This is a genomic window from Sphingobacterium humi (assembly GCF_009768885.1).
Taxonomy (GTDB): Bacteria; Bacteroidota; Bacteroidia; order Sphingobacteriales; family Sphingobacteriaceae; genus Sphingobacterium; species Sphingobacterium humi.
On record NZ_WSQA01000001.1, the window covers coordinates 327,385 to 343,013 of the forward strand.

Below are 15,629 nucleotides of genomic sequence, written 5' to 3' on the forward strand. Positions count from 1 at the left end.
CCAAAGGCACATGCAAAAATTATATAGTATTAAAAAAATCGAATGTAGAAGAACAGCACCGCAGCGGTAATAATCGCCCACCAGATCACAGGATTTCGCCAGCCGCGATTTTGTTCCTTTTCTACGGCCGTTAAGCGGAAACTCTCCTTCGTCAACACCAAGTTGTTTAAGCGATCTTCAGAAACTGCAGGCGTAAATAAACTCACCACTAAACACAGCCCCATACAGGTCCAGAATACAATACCGGTTCGATTAAAGAAGGATAGTTCTGGATAGGCAAACTCCATGATCAAGGACAAAGGTATAGTCAATAGACCCGCCGTAATAGCGCCTTGAGAAGTAGTTCTTTTCCAGAATACCCCCATCAGGAACATCGTAGCAATACCCGGTGTAAATAAACCATACAGATTCATCAGGTAAAGAAATACCGGTTTATCGGAATGGCTAATCAACATCACAGCACTCAGAATCCCGAGAATAATAATCACTACCCCAGCACGCTTACCAAAGCGTACAGACTCTTTATCGCTCGCATTTTTATTGATGTATTGGTTGTACACATCCACTGTCAGAATCGTTGTACAGGAATTTATAGCCCCCGAGATATGCGACATAATTGCCGATATCAAACCAGCCATGACCAGGCCTATCAATCCTTTTGGCAATAGGGTTTCCACCAAGGTGGCGAATAGTAAATCAGGCTGCTCAAGGGTTGGCAGAAAATTGGAAGCTACCAAAGCAGGGATGGTAATAATCAAGGGCACAAAGAACTTCAGGTAATTCCCGAAGATAACCCCCATTTTGCCATGCCATTCATTCTTGGCTGCCAATACCCGCTGTACAATAAATTGATTGGTAGCACAGTAAAAGATACTAATACAAAGCAATCCTCCGAGGTACATGGTCCATGGAAAATCAGGATCAGAAGCCGGGTAAAACATCTTCCAATCTTTTGTTGAAGCCATTACCGACTCAAAGCCGCCTGCTGCATCAACGGTAGCAAAGGTAAGCACAATACCGCCCATCACCAGGATAACCAATTGCACCATCTCCGTCCAGATAACCGCCTTTAAGCCTCCCAATACCGTATAAATCCCGGTTAATACCGCCATCCCAAAGATGGAATATAAAATAGGAATGCCAAACAAGGCATGTAAGGATAAGCCTCCTAAATAGAGTACTGCTCCTATTTCCACAAACACATAGGTAAATAGAATAAGTACCGCATATAACACGCGCGTAGCATTACCAAAGCGTTTCTCCAGGTATTCCGGAACGGTATAGAATCCATTACGCAGGTAAAAAGGTAGAAACACCCATAGCAAGACGTTAAAGCCAATTAAAATCGCGCCCCATTCCAGGGTAATTGCTACAAAGCCCCTGCTGTAGGCGGCTCCCATGGCACCCACTAAATGGTGACTACTGATATTTGCAGCAATAATACTCCCACCAATCATCCACCAAGGCAGTTTGTCGCCTGCCAGAAAATAATCTCTTTTGCTATCTGAGCTACTGCGCGAGGCGTATAAACCCAATAAAACAATCCCAACGATATAAATCGAAAAGATCAATACATCAATCCATTCAAGCTTCATAGCACAGGTATTTTTTTATTCCAAGGATGGTCTCTTTAATTAATATTTCCAAGCTGCCCGCGGCATAAGGACTTTGCCAAACTGCATAAATATCCTTATCATATAGTTCTTCTGGCGCAAGGTAACCCACATAGCCATTGGCTATATTGATAAAAACAAGGCAATGATTTGGAAAGGCAGCACGCACCTCTTTTTGGTAAATGGAATAGGCTTCATTGGCTTGTGCCACTAAAATCACATCGCCAAAGCGCCAAAGCCATACCGGAATTTGCGCCTCTTCCTTATCTCCAATGGCAAGTCGGGTATTGTATTTCCGCCATAAGCGATCTTTTAAAACCCGGTCTTCACAGGCTTCAAACTCCTCCAAAATGGCCGCTGCAGCTTCCAGTTGCTTATACGGAACAGTTACCTGCAACACCTGCTGTATCATCGCTGAATCCGGTGGCACCGCCACTTTTCCCCATAAGGCTAGGGGCGCTCCGGAAACCAAAGCCTCTTTAAACACCCAATTCTGGTTAGGTTTCAACAATTGCCCTTGCGTTGCCAATACGGCATAGCCGAGGGCACGACCATTCGCTTCCACGATGGCCGGATCTTTCACATATTGTTTCTTAGGCGCTAAATCACCCGATGCACCTTGTAGAAAAAGGCAAGGCACCTGCAGGTGCTGCTCGACGGTATGGCGTAATTCACCAACAAAGTCGGGCGATATCAATTCATTCTCATGTGCAAAAGTAGTAGGATGGCAGGCATAATTGCAGATAACAGCTTGAAGTTCCTGCTTTTCATTAAACAGCTGTCCCACAAGCAGGGTAGCATCTGCCTCTTCTTTGGGATTATACCCGATCAAATAGCCTTTCTCCGTTTTCAAATCCCGATTACAGGCCAAATCACTTAAGCCATATCCCCAAGTCATGACACCATAAAAGGCCGTATTTCTAGCTTCTTCAATGCAAGCAATCATACTTTCCTGCAGGAAAGCCAAATAGGGAATGATGCGATCTCCACCAGGCAGGTCTTTGTCTGTAGAACAGATACTCGGTCCTGCATGAGTATGCGACAAAGCAAGAATCAAGGAGGCCTCCGGGAGGTCAAAATGCGCTAAAATAGCTTGTCTTAATTTTTGTTCGTCTTGTGCATTTTTCCACCAGCCCAAATCGGCGGTTAGGATAATGCTTTGCATACCTTGATGGTTTTCAAGCAATAGGCAATGCACATAGAGGTCTTGATGGATGCCCGTCGCTTGGTCGAACGCCGCGGCACCCCAATTGCGAGAATATATCCCAATTTCAGGGGTAATGATGCGTTTGCTGATACCGAATCGTCCCGAGAAGGAAGATGAAATATCAGCAAAAGCATGTTTATTGTTTATCATAATTAAGGTCTTATTAAAGAAAGACCACCATCCAGCACGATGGTTGCGCCGGTAAGCAGTCTACTATTTTCAGAGCAAATCCAAAGTACCTGTTTGGCCACCTCCTCACTTTCCAAAATGGCCCCCAGGGGCACTACTTTACTTGCTGCTGTTTGTTGCTCAGGCGCATCGGCCCAAACCACCTTACTCAATCCGGCATTTACATAGCCGGGAGCAACTTCATTGACGCGAATGCCATAAGCTGCAAATTCCAAGGCCATCGATTGGCATAACATTCGAACCGCAGCTTTGGAAACACTATAGGTCGGCAAATTCTTATGTACCGCATGGCCTGCCCAGCTACCTAAGAACACGATATTTCCAGCAACCTTATCCTCAATAAACAGACGTGCCGCTTCATTGGCCATATAAAAGGCACCATGTAAATTCACATCCAGTTCATCTTTCCATTCTTGGGCCGATATGGATTGAAAGTTCTTCAAGGTCACTCTGGAGGCATTGGGAATACAAATCGATAGCGCACCATAGCGTTCGCGACAGCCCAATAACCAATGGGTTACTTGTTCATAATCGCTGATATCTACTTGCTGGTAGTGCAAGCGACTTTCCCTTTCCAGCAAAGGGAACTTTTGTGTCGCTTGCTCCAAATCCATTTTATCAGCCAAGCAAACCGTACTTCCTGCATCGAGAAAGGCAATAGCCATCGCTTGGCCTATATCACCTACGCCACCACTGATGACGACTAGCTTATCTTTAAATTCTTGCATACGGTTTCCTTTTAAATTACCAATCCCCTACGCTGCCATCCTTGTAGAAGGTTCTTTGTAATATTTCTTGTTGAAAAGGGTGCTTCTTCACTTCCTCTTCATTAATTTCAATCCCCAAACCCGGGCGACTGTTCGGAAGCACAATACGGCCCTTCTCTTGCACCGTAAATCCTTCAGAAACTACGTCTTGGCGCCATTCCACGTCTTTATGCACACTTTCACAAATAATGTAAGATGGTGTAGCAAAGCCTAACTCAATCGAAGCCGCCGTACTCACCGGACCTTGCGGATTGTGTGGCGCTACTGAAACACGATAGGCATCGGCCAGTGCCGCAATTTTACGGGCTTCCGTTAATCCACCACAATGCGTAATATCGGGTTGGATAACACTTACTGCACGTTTTTCCAACATATCACGGAAGGCATGCACGCCGATCAATCGCTCCCCGGAAGCAATAGGTGTGCTCACAGAACGTTGAATCAAGGCAATATCCTCCATGGTTTCCGGCCAACAAGGCTCCTCAAAGAAATATAAGCCATAAGGTTCTAAGGCTTTAGCAAATTGTAAGCCCATGCGTGGACTAGGCCGCGCATGACAATCCACCATAATATCAATATCATCACCTACCGCATCACGCATCGCTTTTACGCAGGCTTCAGCGTATTTAATAGGGCGTAGTCCTTCTAAAGACATGGTTTCCGGAACGGCCATCGACTTAAAAGCCGTAAATCCTTCGTCAACTGCTTGTAAGGCTAAGTCGCCAAAGCGCTTGGCATCATCAGGTGCTGTTTCATAGAAATCCTCCATTTTTCCACCACCCAAATGGCAATACAAACGGATATAATCGCGCACGCGACCACCCCAAAGCTCATGGCATGGAACGCCATGTATCTTCCCTAGAATATCCCAAAGGGCAATGTCAATTCCACTAATGGCAGTTCCACGCACAATGCCGTTTCCATGCCAGAAGTGCTGTCTATACATCATCTGCCAAAGGTGTTCGATCCGACGTGGATCTTCCCCGATTAATAACTGTGAAATATCTTTAATGGCGCCCACCACACTTTGCGTATGCCATTCCAACGTAGCTTCACCCCAACCCCATAAACCAGGTTGGTCGGTAACTACTTTTACGAATATCCAGTTCCGCATGCGTGCATGGCACACCAGGGTTTCTATCGCTGTAATTTTCATAATGTATAGCCTATAACGTTTTGATCACTTGTTCTGTTGCTTCTAAAGTTTTCAGGATGTCTTCCTCGCTATGGGCAAAAGAAATACTACCTTGTTTAATAGCTGCAGGGAAGTTGAAAATCCCTTTTTCAATTAATTTCTTACGATATCTAACATCCAAATCGAAATTATGGTTCGTTAAAATATCATGGAAATTTTTCGGCGCATGATCCATAAAATAGGTACAAAAGGCCGACCCTTGACGCGCAACGTAGAATGCAGTGCCTAATTTAGGAAATATCTCTTGATAGCCCTTTTCCAATAAGGCACCTAATTTCTCAACATGCTCATAAACAGCGAATTTTTCATCGCCTAATTTCCGCAGGGTAGCAATAGCTGCCGCAGTAGTCAATGGAAATGCATTGAACGTACCGGCAATCATCACGCGTTCCGATTTCTCAGGATGCACAAAATAATCCATGTATTTTTTCTTGCCTGCAATGACCCCTAAAGGATAACCATTGGCAACTGCTTTTCCGAAAGTAGATAAATCCGGCACCACATTCACTAAGGATTGATAACCGGCAAGGGCATGTCTGAATCCTGTTTTCACCTCATCGAAAATCAACAGGAAGCCTTGTTCATCGGCCAATTGGCGAAGCCCTTCCAAGTAACCAGGCTCTGGCTTCACAATCCCGATATTTTGCAATATAGGCTCCAATAAAATACAGGCCACCTCATACTTCTCCACGATATAGCGAACGCTATCCAAGTCGTTAAAATTAATCACGTGAACCAAATCGCTATGATTTTTAGGAACTCCGGCGCTTAAGGAATCAAAAGGGTATTCACCCGGACTCTGGTAAGGGCCTACATCTTGTAAACTGCTAATCACATTACAAGCCACATCATTATGCCAACCGTTGTAACCACCTTGCATCACGATAATATGGTCACGCTTGGTAACGGCTCGAGCAATACGGATAGCATGGTAAGTCGCCTCCGATCCCGTAGTCGTAATCTGCACACTTTCCGCATTCGGCACACTTTGACAGAACAACTCGGCAAACTCCCCTTCCAAAAGGGTCGGCCCGGCGCCCATCAGCACTTGCTGCTCTTGCAGCGTCTTCAAGACAGCGGCATTTACATCAGGGTCATTATGCCCTAAAAACGAAGCCGCAAAGCCCGCTTGGTAATCAATATAGCTGTTGCCGTCGGCATCTTCCACCCGGCTCCCCTGCCCTTTTACAAAACATAAATTTGGATCCGATTTCCGGTTCAACGACACCACACCCCCTGGGATCCATTGCGCGTTGGTATCCAGAATTTCGGCAGACTTCTTATTTTCTAGCATGTTTATATTAGTTTTACAATTGCGTATCAACAAAACGATCCTTTGATTTTGATTTAGATTTTGGTATCGCTTGGTTATTATGTATACTAAATTAAAATAAAATTGTATACATTTAAAATAATTTTGAAAATATTTTATGAGAACCCTAATCGATTCCATTGCCTTTCCGGAAGGCCCTGCCTTTGACAAACAAGATGGACTATGGCTGGTGGAAAAGGAAGCCGGAAACCTGATTCACTGGAAAGCCGACACCTACAACCGAATTGCTGTCGGGGGACACCCGAATGGCATTGCCATCCATCCGGATGGGTCTATCTGGTTTTGCGATTCCCAACAGAACAGCATCCGTCGCTACGATCCCGAAAGCCAACAGGTGGAAACACTCGTCGAACAAATCGATGGCCAAGCCTTGCACATGCCGAACGACCTCTGCTTTGATGCCTTAGGGAATCTGCTTTTTACCTGCCCTGGCGACTCTTTGGACGATTATGAAGGGTATATCTGTTTTTACCATCCCGAAAAGGGGGTAAAGAAAATCGCCGAACAGCTAAACTATCCCAATGGGCTCGCTTTTTCAGCAGATTTCAGTGCATTATATATAGCCGAAACTGGGAGTAAATGGATTTGGAAGTACCGTTGGAATGCGCAGACTCAGGAAATCGATCATGCAGAACAATTCTTCTTTACAGGTGGAACCATTGGTCCGGATGGCATCGCCTTCGACCAGGATGGCAATTTATATATAGCTGTTTACAGTGCTGCCAAAATCTGCATCGTCAATCCCGAAGGTATAGTAATTGATGAGCTTACTTTACCCGGAAACAACCCTACAAATTGCGCGATAGACCCGAATGGCCGCCTAGGCGTAGTTATCACCGAGGCCGAGCAAGGTAAATTATGGCAAGTACCAAGCATTAAAAAAGGCCTGCTTTAACAGGCCTTCTTATTAATCTTCTACAAGTTCCAGGGCTTCGTGCTCCCCGCGGTCCAAATGCTTTACCAAGGTATCATAGGCACTGTCCCAATCGTTACTTTTTAAGGCTGCAACAATCTGACGATGCTCCTGATCTGTTTCCAGGTAATCTTCCATCTGCCCTAAAATAGCGCCGATTTTCATGTGAAACAACGGAATATTGCTATTCTGATAGATGCTAACCAACCTGGAATTGCCCGTACCTTGAATAATACGTTCGTGAAACCGCACATCGGCTTCACAGGCACCGCCATAATAACCCTTGCTCACCATCTCCGAAAAATCATTACAGATTAACTCCAGATCTTTGATCAAGGCCTTATCCTTCTTGGCAAACAGCATTTTCAAAGCACCCACCTCCAATAACTCCCGCAATTCGCGGATATCTTTTACATCTTCCACGGTCATCTTCTTCACGAAGCAACCGCCCTTCTCACCAAATTCCACTAAGTTTTCGCCGGCCAAACGCATAAAAGCCTCCCGAACTGCCACCCTGCTTACACTTAACTTCTCGGCCCAGGAACTCTCCACAAGCCTGGCACCGCCAACAAGCTGACTAGACAAGATTTTCTTACGTACTTCTAGGTACACTTTATTGGCCAGTGAATCTTCTTTCATATTGTATACAATTTATTGCAAAAATAGGAATACCTCGCTATAACTTAGGCTCCCTTACTTCTGGTTTAGTATCTCCCTTCTTCCGCTCCATACACACGTTTAGGAATCACGTGGTACTGCCCGCCCTGGCTTTTCCAACTCAGAACATGCTTACTCGGAAGAATGTTGACATTAAAGCTACTATTTTTTCCTGTATTATTCACATTCCAAAATCCATCCTGCAAACCGATCAGCATTACCTCATAGTCTTTTCTTGCAGGCACAGTAAATTCAAAACCCGCATTCAAAAAGGCACCTGGCTTTGCCATAATGATAAATTTATCGGCAATTTCAATTTCAAAATACTGCTCCTTCTCGACCGCCTTAACCGGCAATTTAGCCGCTCCAGCTTCCGTCATCTGGAAAACATTCGTGTAACTATGTTTCCCTCCTTTTGCGGTAGATTGCACCATCACACGCGTTCCTTTCGCTTCCGGCCAAGGTGACTTCACCTGATACATATCGCCGAATACAAAGGCACTGGAATCTCCCGAAAACAATTGAATCTTCCGCTCTTCTAAACGCGGTTGAATCATATCGACATAGGTCACTCCTTTTGCACCTTTAAATTGACTGGTCAAGCGTGCGCCAGTGGCTGTAAGCTCCGGTTTCTCCAACGTATTGATCTGCCAGAAGGCCTCAAAATTAGGATCGCTCGCTTGTACTTCATCCATCAAAATAATAGCGGCAGGTACATCTTTACGTTTCAGGTTTAAAAACAAAAAGCTTTTCTTATAGGCCGATACTTTCGCACTGTAGGCAGCCGTTAAATCGGCAGCGAAGTAACTGTAGCTCGGCTGAACCGGATCGGGACCATAAGTCGAGGCCAAGACCGTACCGGTATGATACCAAGAATCTTGCAAAACCTCATCTACAGTTTTTGGAAAGCGTTGGCTAAACCGTGTTCCGCCGTCGTTAGTTTTCGTACGAAACAACAAAGGCTCCTTCGGATCACGAACCAAAAGCATGCTGTGGGAAATGGATCTTTTATTAAAGTTGAAATCGTAAGGCGAACCATAGGATAAATACAAGCCTAAATCGCCAACCTGAATCCCATGATGGTAAATCTGCAAGGCACCGGCATCAGCATGCTGGTGGTTTCCGAAATGGTATCCGCCGCCTTTTATTTCCGCAATCACATCGCTACTTTGCCTGTCTGCAGACCAGCCCGTACGAGCAACCATAGCACCCAATACCGTTCCAAAATCTTTAGTTAAAGGCAGGCTTGATAAATCGCTTTCCGCTTTTAAAGCCGGGTCATTTAACAATAAAAACAATACCGGATTAGTGGCCAAACCACCTTGCTTATAGAACTCGCCTTTTACCAGCGCATTTCCTGAGAAAGCATAGCACAGCAACATGGTCTGCGGGTTTTTCCAATAAAACTCATCGCTACTGTTATATTTCACATTGAACATATCGCCATCGCGCAGCATTTTTCCATCCGGCGTGCGCATATAGATCCAATAATCGCTCATGTTTTTAATATTATCATCAAAAACAGAATAACCTAGCATCCGGTAGTATAACCATACGGCATGCATTTCCCACCCGAAACGGTAGCCCCCATAATCAATGCCCTGATTATGACGTGGCGACTGATACTCAAACTTCCGCATAGGTACCAATTGTTCCAGAATCGTATAGGAAACATACTTATAAGGCTCCGGGTCTTCGTCGTAAATGGCTAAGCTCCAGGCCAGCATATCACGACACACCTGCGCCTCATTCCCATGCCCATTGATGATACTTTCCAATCCGTAAAACGGTGGCCAACCGATTTCCATATCGCGCACCAAAAGTTGCATGTCTGCACGCAAGGCTGCTTTTCTTTGGGTATCGATTAAACCATAACACCAGTCGTAAACCAAGGCACTGGTATAAATTGCCCGCCCCAATTCACGCGTAATATCGCCATAGGTGATATTACCAAATTCTAAGCGCTGAACATAATTTTGCAACAAGTCTACAGCTTCCATACCTACACTACGGTCGCCACTCATTAAATAGTAAAATGCTTTCTTTTCAATAATTTGTTCCAAAGCCTCATCATGGAATATCTCATCCTGATGGGCATAAGGAAATGGGTATGGCGCCAAAGCCACCGCCTTAACGGCCTCCCATGCTGGTCGGTTTTCCTCGGCCAGCAAGCGGCTTTTCACCACAGGCAGGCTCTCGGCATTTACCCAAAGCCGAGGCCTATCGGCACTTGGCAACACCTTCGGCACATATTTTTCTGCCGCCTCCGGCGCTACAGGTGCTTGATAGGCCTTAACTTTAATAGCAGTTAAGATCAGATCCTTGGGCAACCAAATTTTCAAAACCTCCTTGTCCTTCGAAAAATCAAACTTCCCTAAGTCTTGCTTGCCCCCTTTATATTGGTCGAACAAAATACGCTTGGTAATTTTTGAATCTCCCAACTGAAAATAGCCAAGCTGCGTCAGCATGCCTGTTTTATCGTTTTCCTTTAATGCCGCAACGTCATAAGCTAGGGTTTCGCCTTCCAAGACATAAGTCCCAGCTTCCGGCACCTGCACTTCCAGCCAAACATCTGCCGGACGCTCCGGATACCCCTCGGCAACAGGCCCTGCTTGCATCAGGCCTTTTCCCGCTGCTGCTTTATCTTTCGATGCCACAACCCGAATGGATTTCGCCTTTTTGAACTTTTGATACGGATAAACAACCTGCGCTTGTGCAGCCGTTATGAAAATGGATAATAAGCAAGTAATAAAAAGTACGGGACGTAAGTTCATCAGCACAATAGGTTTTGAAAATTTTACTAAAAATACAAATTATACACAGGACAACAGCTTATTGCCAACCTGGGTTTTGTGTTAACTTCGGATTCAAATCACGCTCAGCTTGTGGAATCGGCCATAAGTAATAATGATCTGGGAAACCACGCTGACGGATATTCACGCCCGTAAATTCGGTCATCCACACGCCATCCACTACAGATTTCGCAATCTTCCAACGACGGATATCCGAATAACGTTGACCTTCGCCAGCCAATTCAACCATACGCTCCTGTCTAATTCTTTCGCGCATCGTCTCTTTGTTTAAGCCTTTTGGCAATTTAGGCATACCAGCACGCGCACGAACCGCATCAACCGCATCGTAAACCGATTGATCAGGTGAACCTAAGGCTTCGTTCTTCGCCTCTGCATACATCAGCATCACATCCGCTAAACGAATCAGCGGGAAGTTCTGCGGCATGTTATCCTGCAAGGTATAAACCGATCCGGTTTCCACAAATTTACGCCATGCATAGCTACCATTCGTCCAAACAGGAACATATGCCGTCGCATCAGATGCCACTACCGGGAAACGATACAAGAATTCTACGCCACCCCGACCTACGAAAGTAGACCAAGGCACAATAACTGATTTATGTAAACGTGGATCCCTGTTTTCAAACAACTTGCGTACGCTTGCTTCATCGCGCCAATCTGCAGCATTATTCGGGTTGAAGGTTCCACCTTGCGCATTCTTATAATTATTGAAATCAAATTTGCTGCCATCGGCCATTTCAAATGCATTCACCAATTTTGGCGTCGGACGCGTACGTTGCGAACCTGTTGTTGCGCCACGTGCATTTCCATAGTTACGATCGGTCGCAATACCATGCCCTTGTTCAGCAATATATTGCACATCAAAAAGCACTTCCGTATTGTTATTTCCGGCTACGCGGAATAGCGTATGGAAATCGCCCAATAAACGGCGATCGCTTTTATCCATCACCTCTTTAAAGTCGGCTGCCGCTTTTTCATTCTCTTTGGCCCATAAATGTGCCTTTCCGCGCATCGCTAAGGCGGCCCATTTCGTTGCTCTTCCCTTATTCGATTGATCGTAAGTTTCCGGCAACATGGCATAGGCTTCTGTCAAATCCTTAACAATAAGGTCATAAACTTCCTTCTCGGTAGCCCGCGCATTGTAGGCTTCATCCACATTCATGGCATGCTCATACAACGGCACCGCACCGAAATAATCCCATAGCTTAAAGTAAAAATAAGCACGGAAGAATTTCGCTTCACCCAATACCCTGTTTTTCATGGCCTCGCTCATAGGAATTTCAGGCACCTTGGTTAAAATGGTATTCGCCCGAAAAATCCCTTTATAGAATATCCCCCAGGAAGTTTGGTAAAATGCCGCATTGGCCGGGAACAAACCTGTTGTCAATCCCGTTGCGAACGATTGATACGAAATATCTGTAAAGTCATCCATCATTCCATAGAAAACAATACTGTTGGTAAACTCCTTATTTGCTGCATAAAGGGTATTGGCACCTTTAATGGCGTCGTCTTCCGACTTCCAATAATCTCCTTCGGAAAGCCCTACCAAGGAGTTTCTATCTAGAAAATCACTGCAGGAGCTCAGCATCACGACAGCTGCTGCCGGCAGGATAAATTTTTTAATATGTTTAAACATGATCGTACGTGTTAAAAGGTAATATTTAATCCTACAACCCATTGCTTCATCAACGGATAAGCAATACTTGCGTTCTCCGGATTATAGCCCTGGAACTTGGTAAAGGTGAAATAGTTCTCCAAGTTTGCATAAACCCGCAGGCGCTCCACCTTAAACTTCGAAGAAGTCGCATACGGCAAGGCATAACCTAACTGTAAAGATTTGATGCGGAAGAAGGAGGTATTATGCAACCAATAATCGCTATACACCGAATTTAAAGCCGAGCTGGAGGTTAATAACCTCGGATACTCGGTGGATTTATTCTCTGGCGTCCAGCGGTTTAAAATCTCTTTGCGTTGCAAGAAACCTTCATTCAGGTTGAACGTGTTAAAACCATCATTTCCCCAGTATTCTTTAACACCGCCAATACCCTGTGCTACCACATTTAAATCAATGTTTTTATAGGCCACGCTCAGGTTTAATCCGTAGGTATATTTTGGCAAAGAAGAGTAGTCCTTAATCACACGGTCTTCTTCGTTAAAAATCTTATCGCCATTGGTATCTTTATACAACATGTCGCCTGGTTTTGGTTTACCACCCACATAGGTTGCAAAGGTATACCCATCCGCAATCAGCTGATCAACTTCCGATTGATCCTGAATAATACGATCAAACTCCAACATATAGAAACTGTTGTATGGGCTTCCTTCCAAGGTAATATTCATCGCATTGATGGAACGATCGCCATGGAATTTCAAGACCTTATTCTTTACCGTCGAGAAATTTCCATTGATAAAGTACGACCAGTTTTCGCCAATTTTATCCTGGTAGCCTAACTGGAATTCTAACCCTTTGTTGGTCATTTCGGCAATGTTCTGCCAAGGTGGCGAGAAGTTACCCATCACCATAGGAATAGGAATTTTTGTTAAGATATCGCTGGTATTTTTATTGAAATACTCGGCAGTAAGGGTCAATCTATTTTGCAATAAGGTTAAATCCAAGCCGACATTGCTAATGGTTGTTGTTTCCCATTTGATTTTGCTATTAGCAATTTCTTTCGGCGCAACGCCTTGCTGCAACTGTCCGCCAAAGGGGTACAGGTAAGAACCATAAACCACTTGGTAGGTATAATCGCCAATACGGTTATTTCCTAAACGACCCCAAGATCCTCTAATTTTAATATCATCGAAAACCGATTTCAAAGGTGCTGCAAATGGCTCCTCTAAAATACGCCATCCCGCAGAGAAGGATGGGAAGAAACCCCAGCGGTTGTTTTTCGCAAAACGTGACGATCCATCGTAGCGCGCACTCGCTTCCAGCAAGTACTTGCCTTTATAATCGTAATTTACACGTCCAAAGAAAGATTGCAAGGCATCATCGGTTCCCGATCCACTGATCGACTCCAGGTTGGTACCTGCATCTAAAATATAAATCGCATCATCGCCTAGGATATCGTTTTTCTTGGCATCAAAAATATCCATGCGGTTGTATTGTTGGTCAAAACCAGCCATTAATGCCAAATTATGGCTATCGTTGAAGGTTTCTTTATAGCGCAACAAGGTATTTAAGATGGTCGAATAATCGCGGCGGCTCGCATTCATCAAGCTGTTTACACTTGGTTTTTTCTGGTAAGGTGCATTGGTTTGGAAGTTCCATAACGCAAATGGACGCACATAAACCCAGTTCCGGTTGTTATTGTAGTTAAAGCCAAAGCTACTCTCCCACTCCAGGTTTTTCATCAGGTTCACAATACCGTAGAATTTCATCCCTAGGCGTTGTCTTTCAAAGTTACCGCGTGCATTATCTACATAAGCTCTTGGGTTAGTACCTTGGGGTAAGCCGCTAAACATTTCGCCACCATAACGTCCATCCTCAAACATCGGAATAACACCCGGTGTGGTGTTTCGAATACTCGAGAAGAACGAGCCTACATCCACAGGGCCACGATCTGACCAATTGCCAAATACATTTCCACCCAAGGTCAATACATCCTTAATTTTTGTATCGGCATTGATGCGGAAATTATAACGCTTATAGCCGGAATTATCTATAATTCCTTTATTATCTAAATAGCCTAAAGACATTGCAAAATTACCCTTTTGACCGCCACCACGAACGGCTAAATTATGTTCGGTTAACAGGGTATTATTCAACATCTCCTCATACCAATTGGTATTGGGATACAATGGATTCCCTGCTGCCGATTCACGACGCCATTCGTCAATTAAGGATTGCGCATATTTCTCACGCCCTTCCGATTCGTTCACCAATTCCATATGGGTGGCCATGTCGGAAATAAATTCTACATTCTTCGCTGCAGCTTGGCTCCCTACATACCCACTATAATTGACGGTAAAATTCTCGCTGTTACCCTTTTTGGTGGTTACTAATATAACGCCATTGGCAGCACGCGAACCGTAGATGGCCGATGAAGACGCATCTTTTAAGATGGACACATTGGCCACATCATTTGGGTTTACATCATTTAAAGCTCCCGGAACCCCATCGATAATCACTAAAGGCGAAGCATCATTCATGGTTCCTTTACCGCGTACCAAAAGGTTAAATCCCTCCGCACCCGGTGCGCCGGATGTTTGGGCAATATTTAATCCCGAGCCGCGACCTACTAAGGCCGATGCCAGGTTCATATTCGGACGGCTGTTGGTGGCCTCGTCAAACTTTACCGTACTAACGGCCCCCGTTAAGTTTACTTTCTTTTGGCTACCATAACCTACCACCACTACTTCATCCAAGGAATTTTCAGCAACCTGCAATTGCACCAAGCGTGCATCTCCTGCATTTAATTCCAATGGCTGATAGCCTAACATTTGGAATTCCAAACGATCGTTCGCCGACCCCGGAAGGATATAACGCCCATCCTGATCTGTAGGAACGGATTGATTCGTGCGCATGTTCCGTACGCGAACGGCCGCCAAAGGCTTCCCTGTGGCATCCTTAACTTGTCCGGTCAACTGCTGCTGCAGCTTGGAGTAAACGCCCGAAGAACTGTTGAATAAGGTAGGACTGCTTAAGGAAGTGGAAGGTAGCACATCTGTATTGGCTACGGCCCCTAAGGAGATAAATGGTAGACCGACTAGCAGACAGCTCCGATTTATCACATCCCTGATTTTAAACTGTTTGAGTTTCATCTTGCTCAGGTTAAAATGATTAGTAAATTGATTTAAAATAATCTAGTAATGGTTATCACGGTATTTTTAAATCAAGCTCTTTTCAAAAAGAATCCAAAAATATCCGATTATTGAATACAATATTAATACATTTATGTATACAATACAACAAAATATTCGCAAAATTTTAGGATTATTT

The 15,629-nt window shown here is 44.6% G+C and carries 10 protein-coding genes; 1 reads left to right on the forward strand and 9 read right to left on the reverse strand.

Annotated features, from left to right (window positions below; genetic code table 11):
* Window positions 1-29: 29 nt before the first annotated feature.
* The 5 genes from GQF63_RS01225 to GQF63_RS01245 are packed head-to-tail and all read right to left on the reverse strand — an operon-like array spanning window position 30 to window position 6,265.
* On the reverse strand, window positions 30-1,595 hold the full coding sequence (locus tag GQF63_RS01225; RefSeq protein ID WP_160367269.1) for an SLC5 family protein: 1,566 nt from the start codon (window positions 1,593-1,595) through the stop codon (window positions 30-32).
* A complete protein-coding gene (locus GQF63_RS01230; protein ID WP_160367270.1) occupies window positions 1,585-2,970 on the reverse strand; it encodes a hypothetical protein in 1,386 nt (461 codons plus the stop codon). Before GQF63_RS01230 ends, GQF63_RS01225 begins: the two co-directional genes overlap by 11 nt.
* Before the next feature lie 2 nt (window positions 2,971-2,972).
* Window positions 2,973-3,737: an SDR family NAD(P)-dependent oxidoreductase gene (locus GQF63_RS01235; protein ID WP_160367271.1), complete on the reverse strand. Its 765-nt coding sequence runs from the start codon at window positions 3,735-3,737 to the stop codon at window positions 2,973-2,975.
* Window positions 3,738-3,753: 16 nt separating this feature from the next.
* Window positions 3,754-4,932, reverse strand: a complete 1,179-nt coding sequence (gene dgoD / locus GQF63_RS01240; RefSeq protein WP_160367272.1) for a galactonate dehydratase — start codon at window positions 4,930-4,932, stop codon at window positions 3,754-3,756.
* 10 nt (window positions 4,933-4,942) lie between these two features.
* Window positions 4,943-6,265, reverse strand: coding sequence for an aspartate aminotransferase family protein (locus GQF63_RS01245; protein WP_160367273.1), 1,323 nt, complete (start codon window positions 6,263-6,265; stop codon window positions 4,943-4,945).
* 136 nt (window positions 6,266-6,401) lie between these two features.
* Between GQF63_RS01245 and GQF63_RS01250 the strand changes: the two genes are divergently transcribed.
* Complete coding sequence (locus GQF63_RS01250) at window positions 6,402-7,199, forward strand: SMP-30/gluconolactonase/LRE family protein (protein WP_160367274.1); 798 nt, start codon at window positions 6,402-6,404, stop codon at window positions 7,197-7,199.
* A gap of 12 nt (window positions 7,200-7,211) precedes the next feature.
* Here GQF63_RS01250 and GQF63_RS01255 read toward each other — a convergent pair whose 3' ends face one another.
* The 4 genes from GQF63_RS01255 to GQF63_RS01270 form a co-directional block, all read right to left on the reverse strand.
* Window positions 7,212-7,856, reverse strand: coding sequence for a GntR family transcriptional regulator (locus GQF63_RS01255; RefSeq protein ID WP_160367275.1), 645 nt, complete (start codon window positions 7,854-7,856; stop codon window positions 7,212-7,214).
* A gap of 65 nt (window positions 7,857-7,921) precedes the next feature.
* Window positions 7,922-10,648, reverse strand: a complete 2,727-nt coding sequence (locus tag GQF63_RS01260; protein WP_160367276.1) for a hypothetical protein — start codon at window positions 10,646-10,648, stop codon at window positions 7,922-7,924.
* A 58-nt stretch (window positions 10,649-10,706) separates the two neighbouring features.
* Entirely contained in the window at window positions 10,707-12,323 is a 1,617-nt protein-coding gene (locus tag GQF63_RS01265) for a RagB/SusD family nutrient uptake outer membrane protein (RefSeq protein ID WP_160367277.1), read from the reverse strand.
* An 11-nt stretch (window positions 12,324-12,334) separates the two neighbouring features.
* The gene (locus GQF63_RS01270) at window positions 12,335-15,451 is read right to left on the reverse strand and encodes a SusC/RagA family TonB-linked outer membrane protein (RefSeq protein ID WP_160367278.1); all 3,117 of its coding nucleotides are present in this window, start codon (window positions 15,449-15,451) and stop codon (window positions 12,335-12,337) included.
* Window positions 15,452-15,629 lie beyond the last annotated feature (178 nt).

What these genes read in the sequence shown, in the direction of transcription:
- GQF63_RS01225 (WP_160367269.1), bottom strand. Translation starts at nt 1,595, where the DNA reads ATGAAGCTTGAATGGATTGATGTATTGATCTTTTCGATTTATATCGTT.
- GQF63_RS01230 (WP_160367270.1), bottom strand. Translation starts at nt 2,970, where the DNA reads ATGATAAACAATAAACATGCTTTTGCTGATATTTCATCTTCCTTCTCG.
- GQF63_RS01235 (WP_160367271.1), bottom strand. Translation starts at nt 3,737, where the DNA reads ATGCAAGAATTTAAAGATAAGCTAGTCGTCATCAGTGGTGGCGTAGGT.
- dgoD (WP_160367272.1), bottom strand. Translation starts at nt 4,932, where the DNA reads ATGAAAATTACAGCGATAGAAACCCTGGTGTGCCATGCACGCATGCGG.
- GQF63_RS01245 (WP_160367273.1), bottom strand. Translation starts at nt 6,265, where the DNA reads ATGCTAGAAAATAAGAAGTCTGCCGAAATTCTGGATACCAACGCGCAA.
- GQF63_RS01250 (WP_160367274.1), top strand. Translation starts at nt 6,402, where the DNA reads ATGAGAACCCTAATCGATTCCATTGCCTTTCCGGAAGGCCCTGCCTTT.
- GQF63_RS01255 (WP_160367275.1), bottom strand. Translation starts at nt 7,856, where the DNA reads ATGAAAGAAGATTCACTGGCCAATAAAGTGTACCTAGAAGTACGTAAG.
- GQF63_RS01260 (WP_160367276.1), bottom strand. Translation starts at nt 10,648, where the DNA reads ATGAACTTACGTCCCGTACTTTTTATTACTTGCTTATTATCCATTTTC.
- GQF63_RS01265 (WP_160367277.1), bottom strand. Translation starts at nt 12,323, where the DNA reads ATGTTTAAACATATTAAAAAATTTATCCTGCCGGCAGCAGCTGTCGTG.
- GQF63_RS01270 (WP_160367278.1), bottom strand. Translation starts at nt 15,451, where the DNA reads ATGAAACTCAAACAGTTTAAAATCAGGGATGTGATAAATCGGAGCTGT.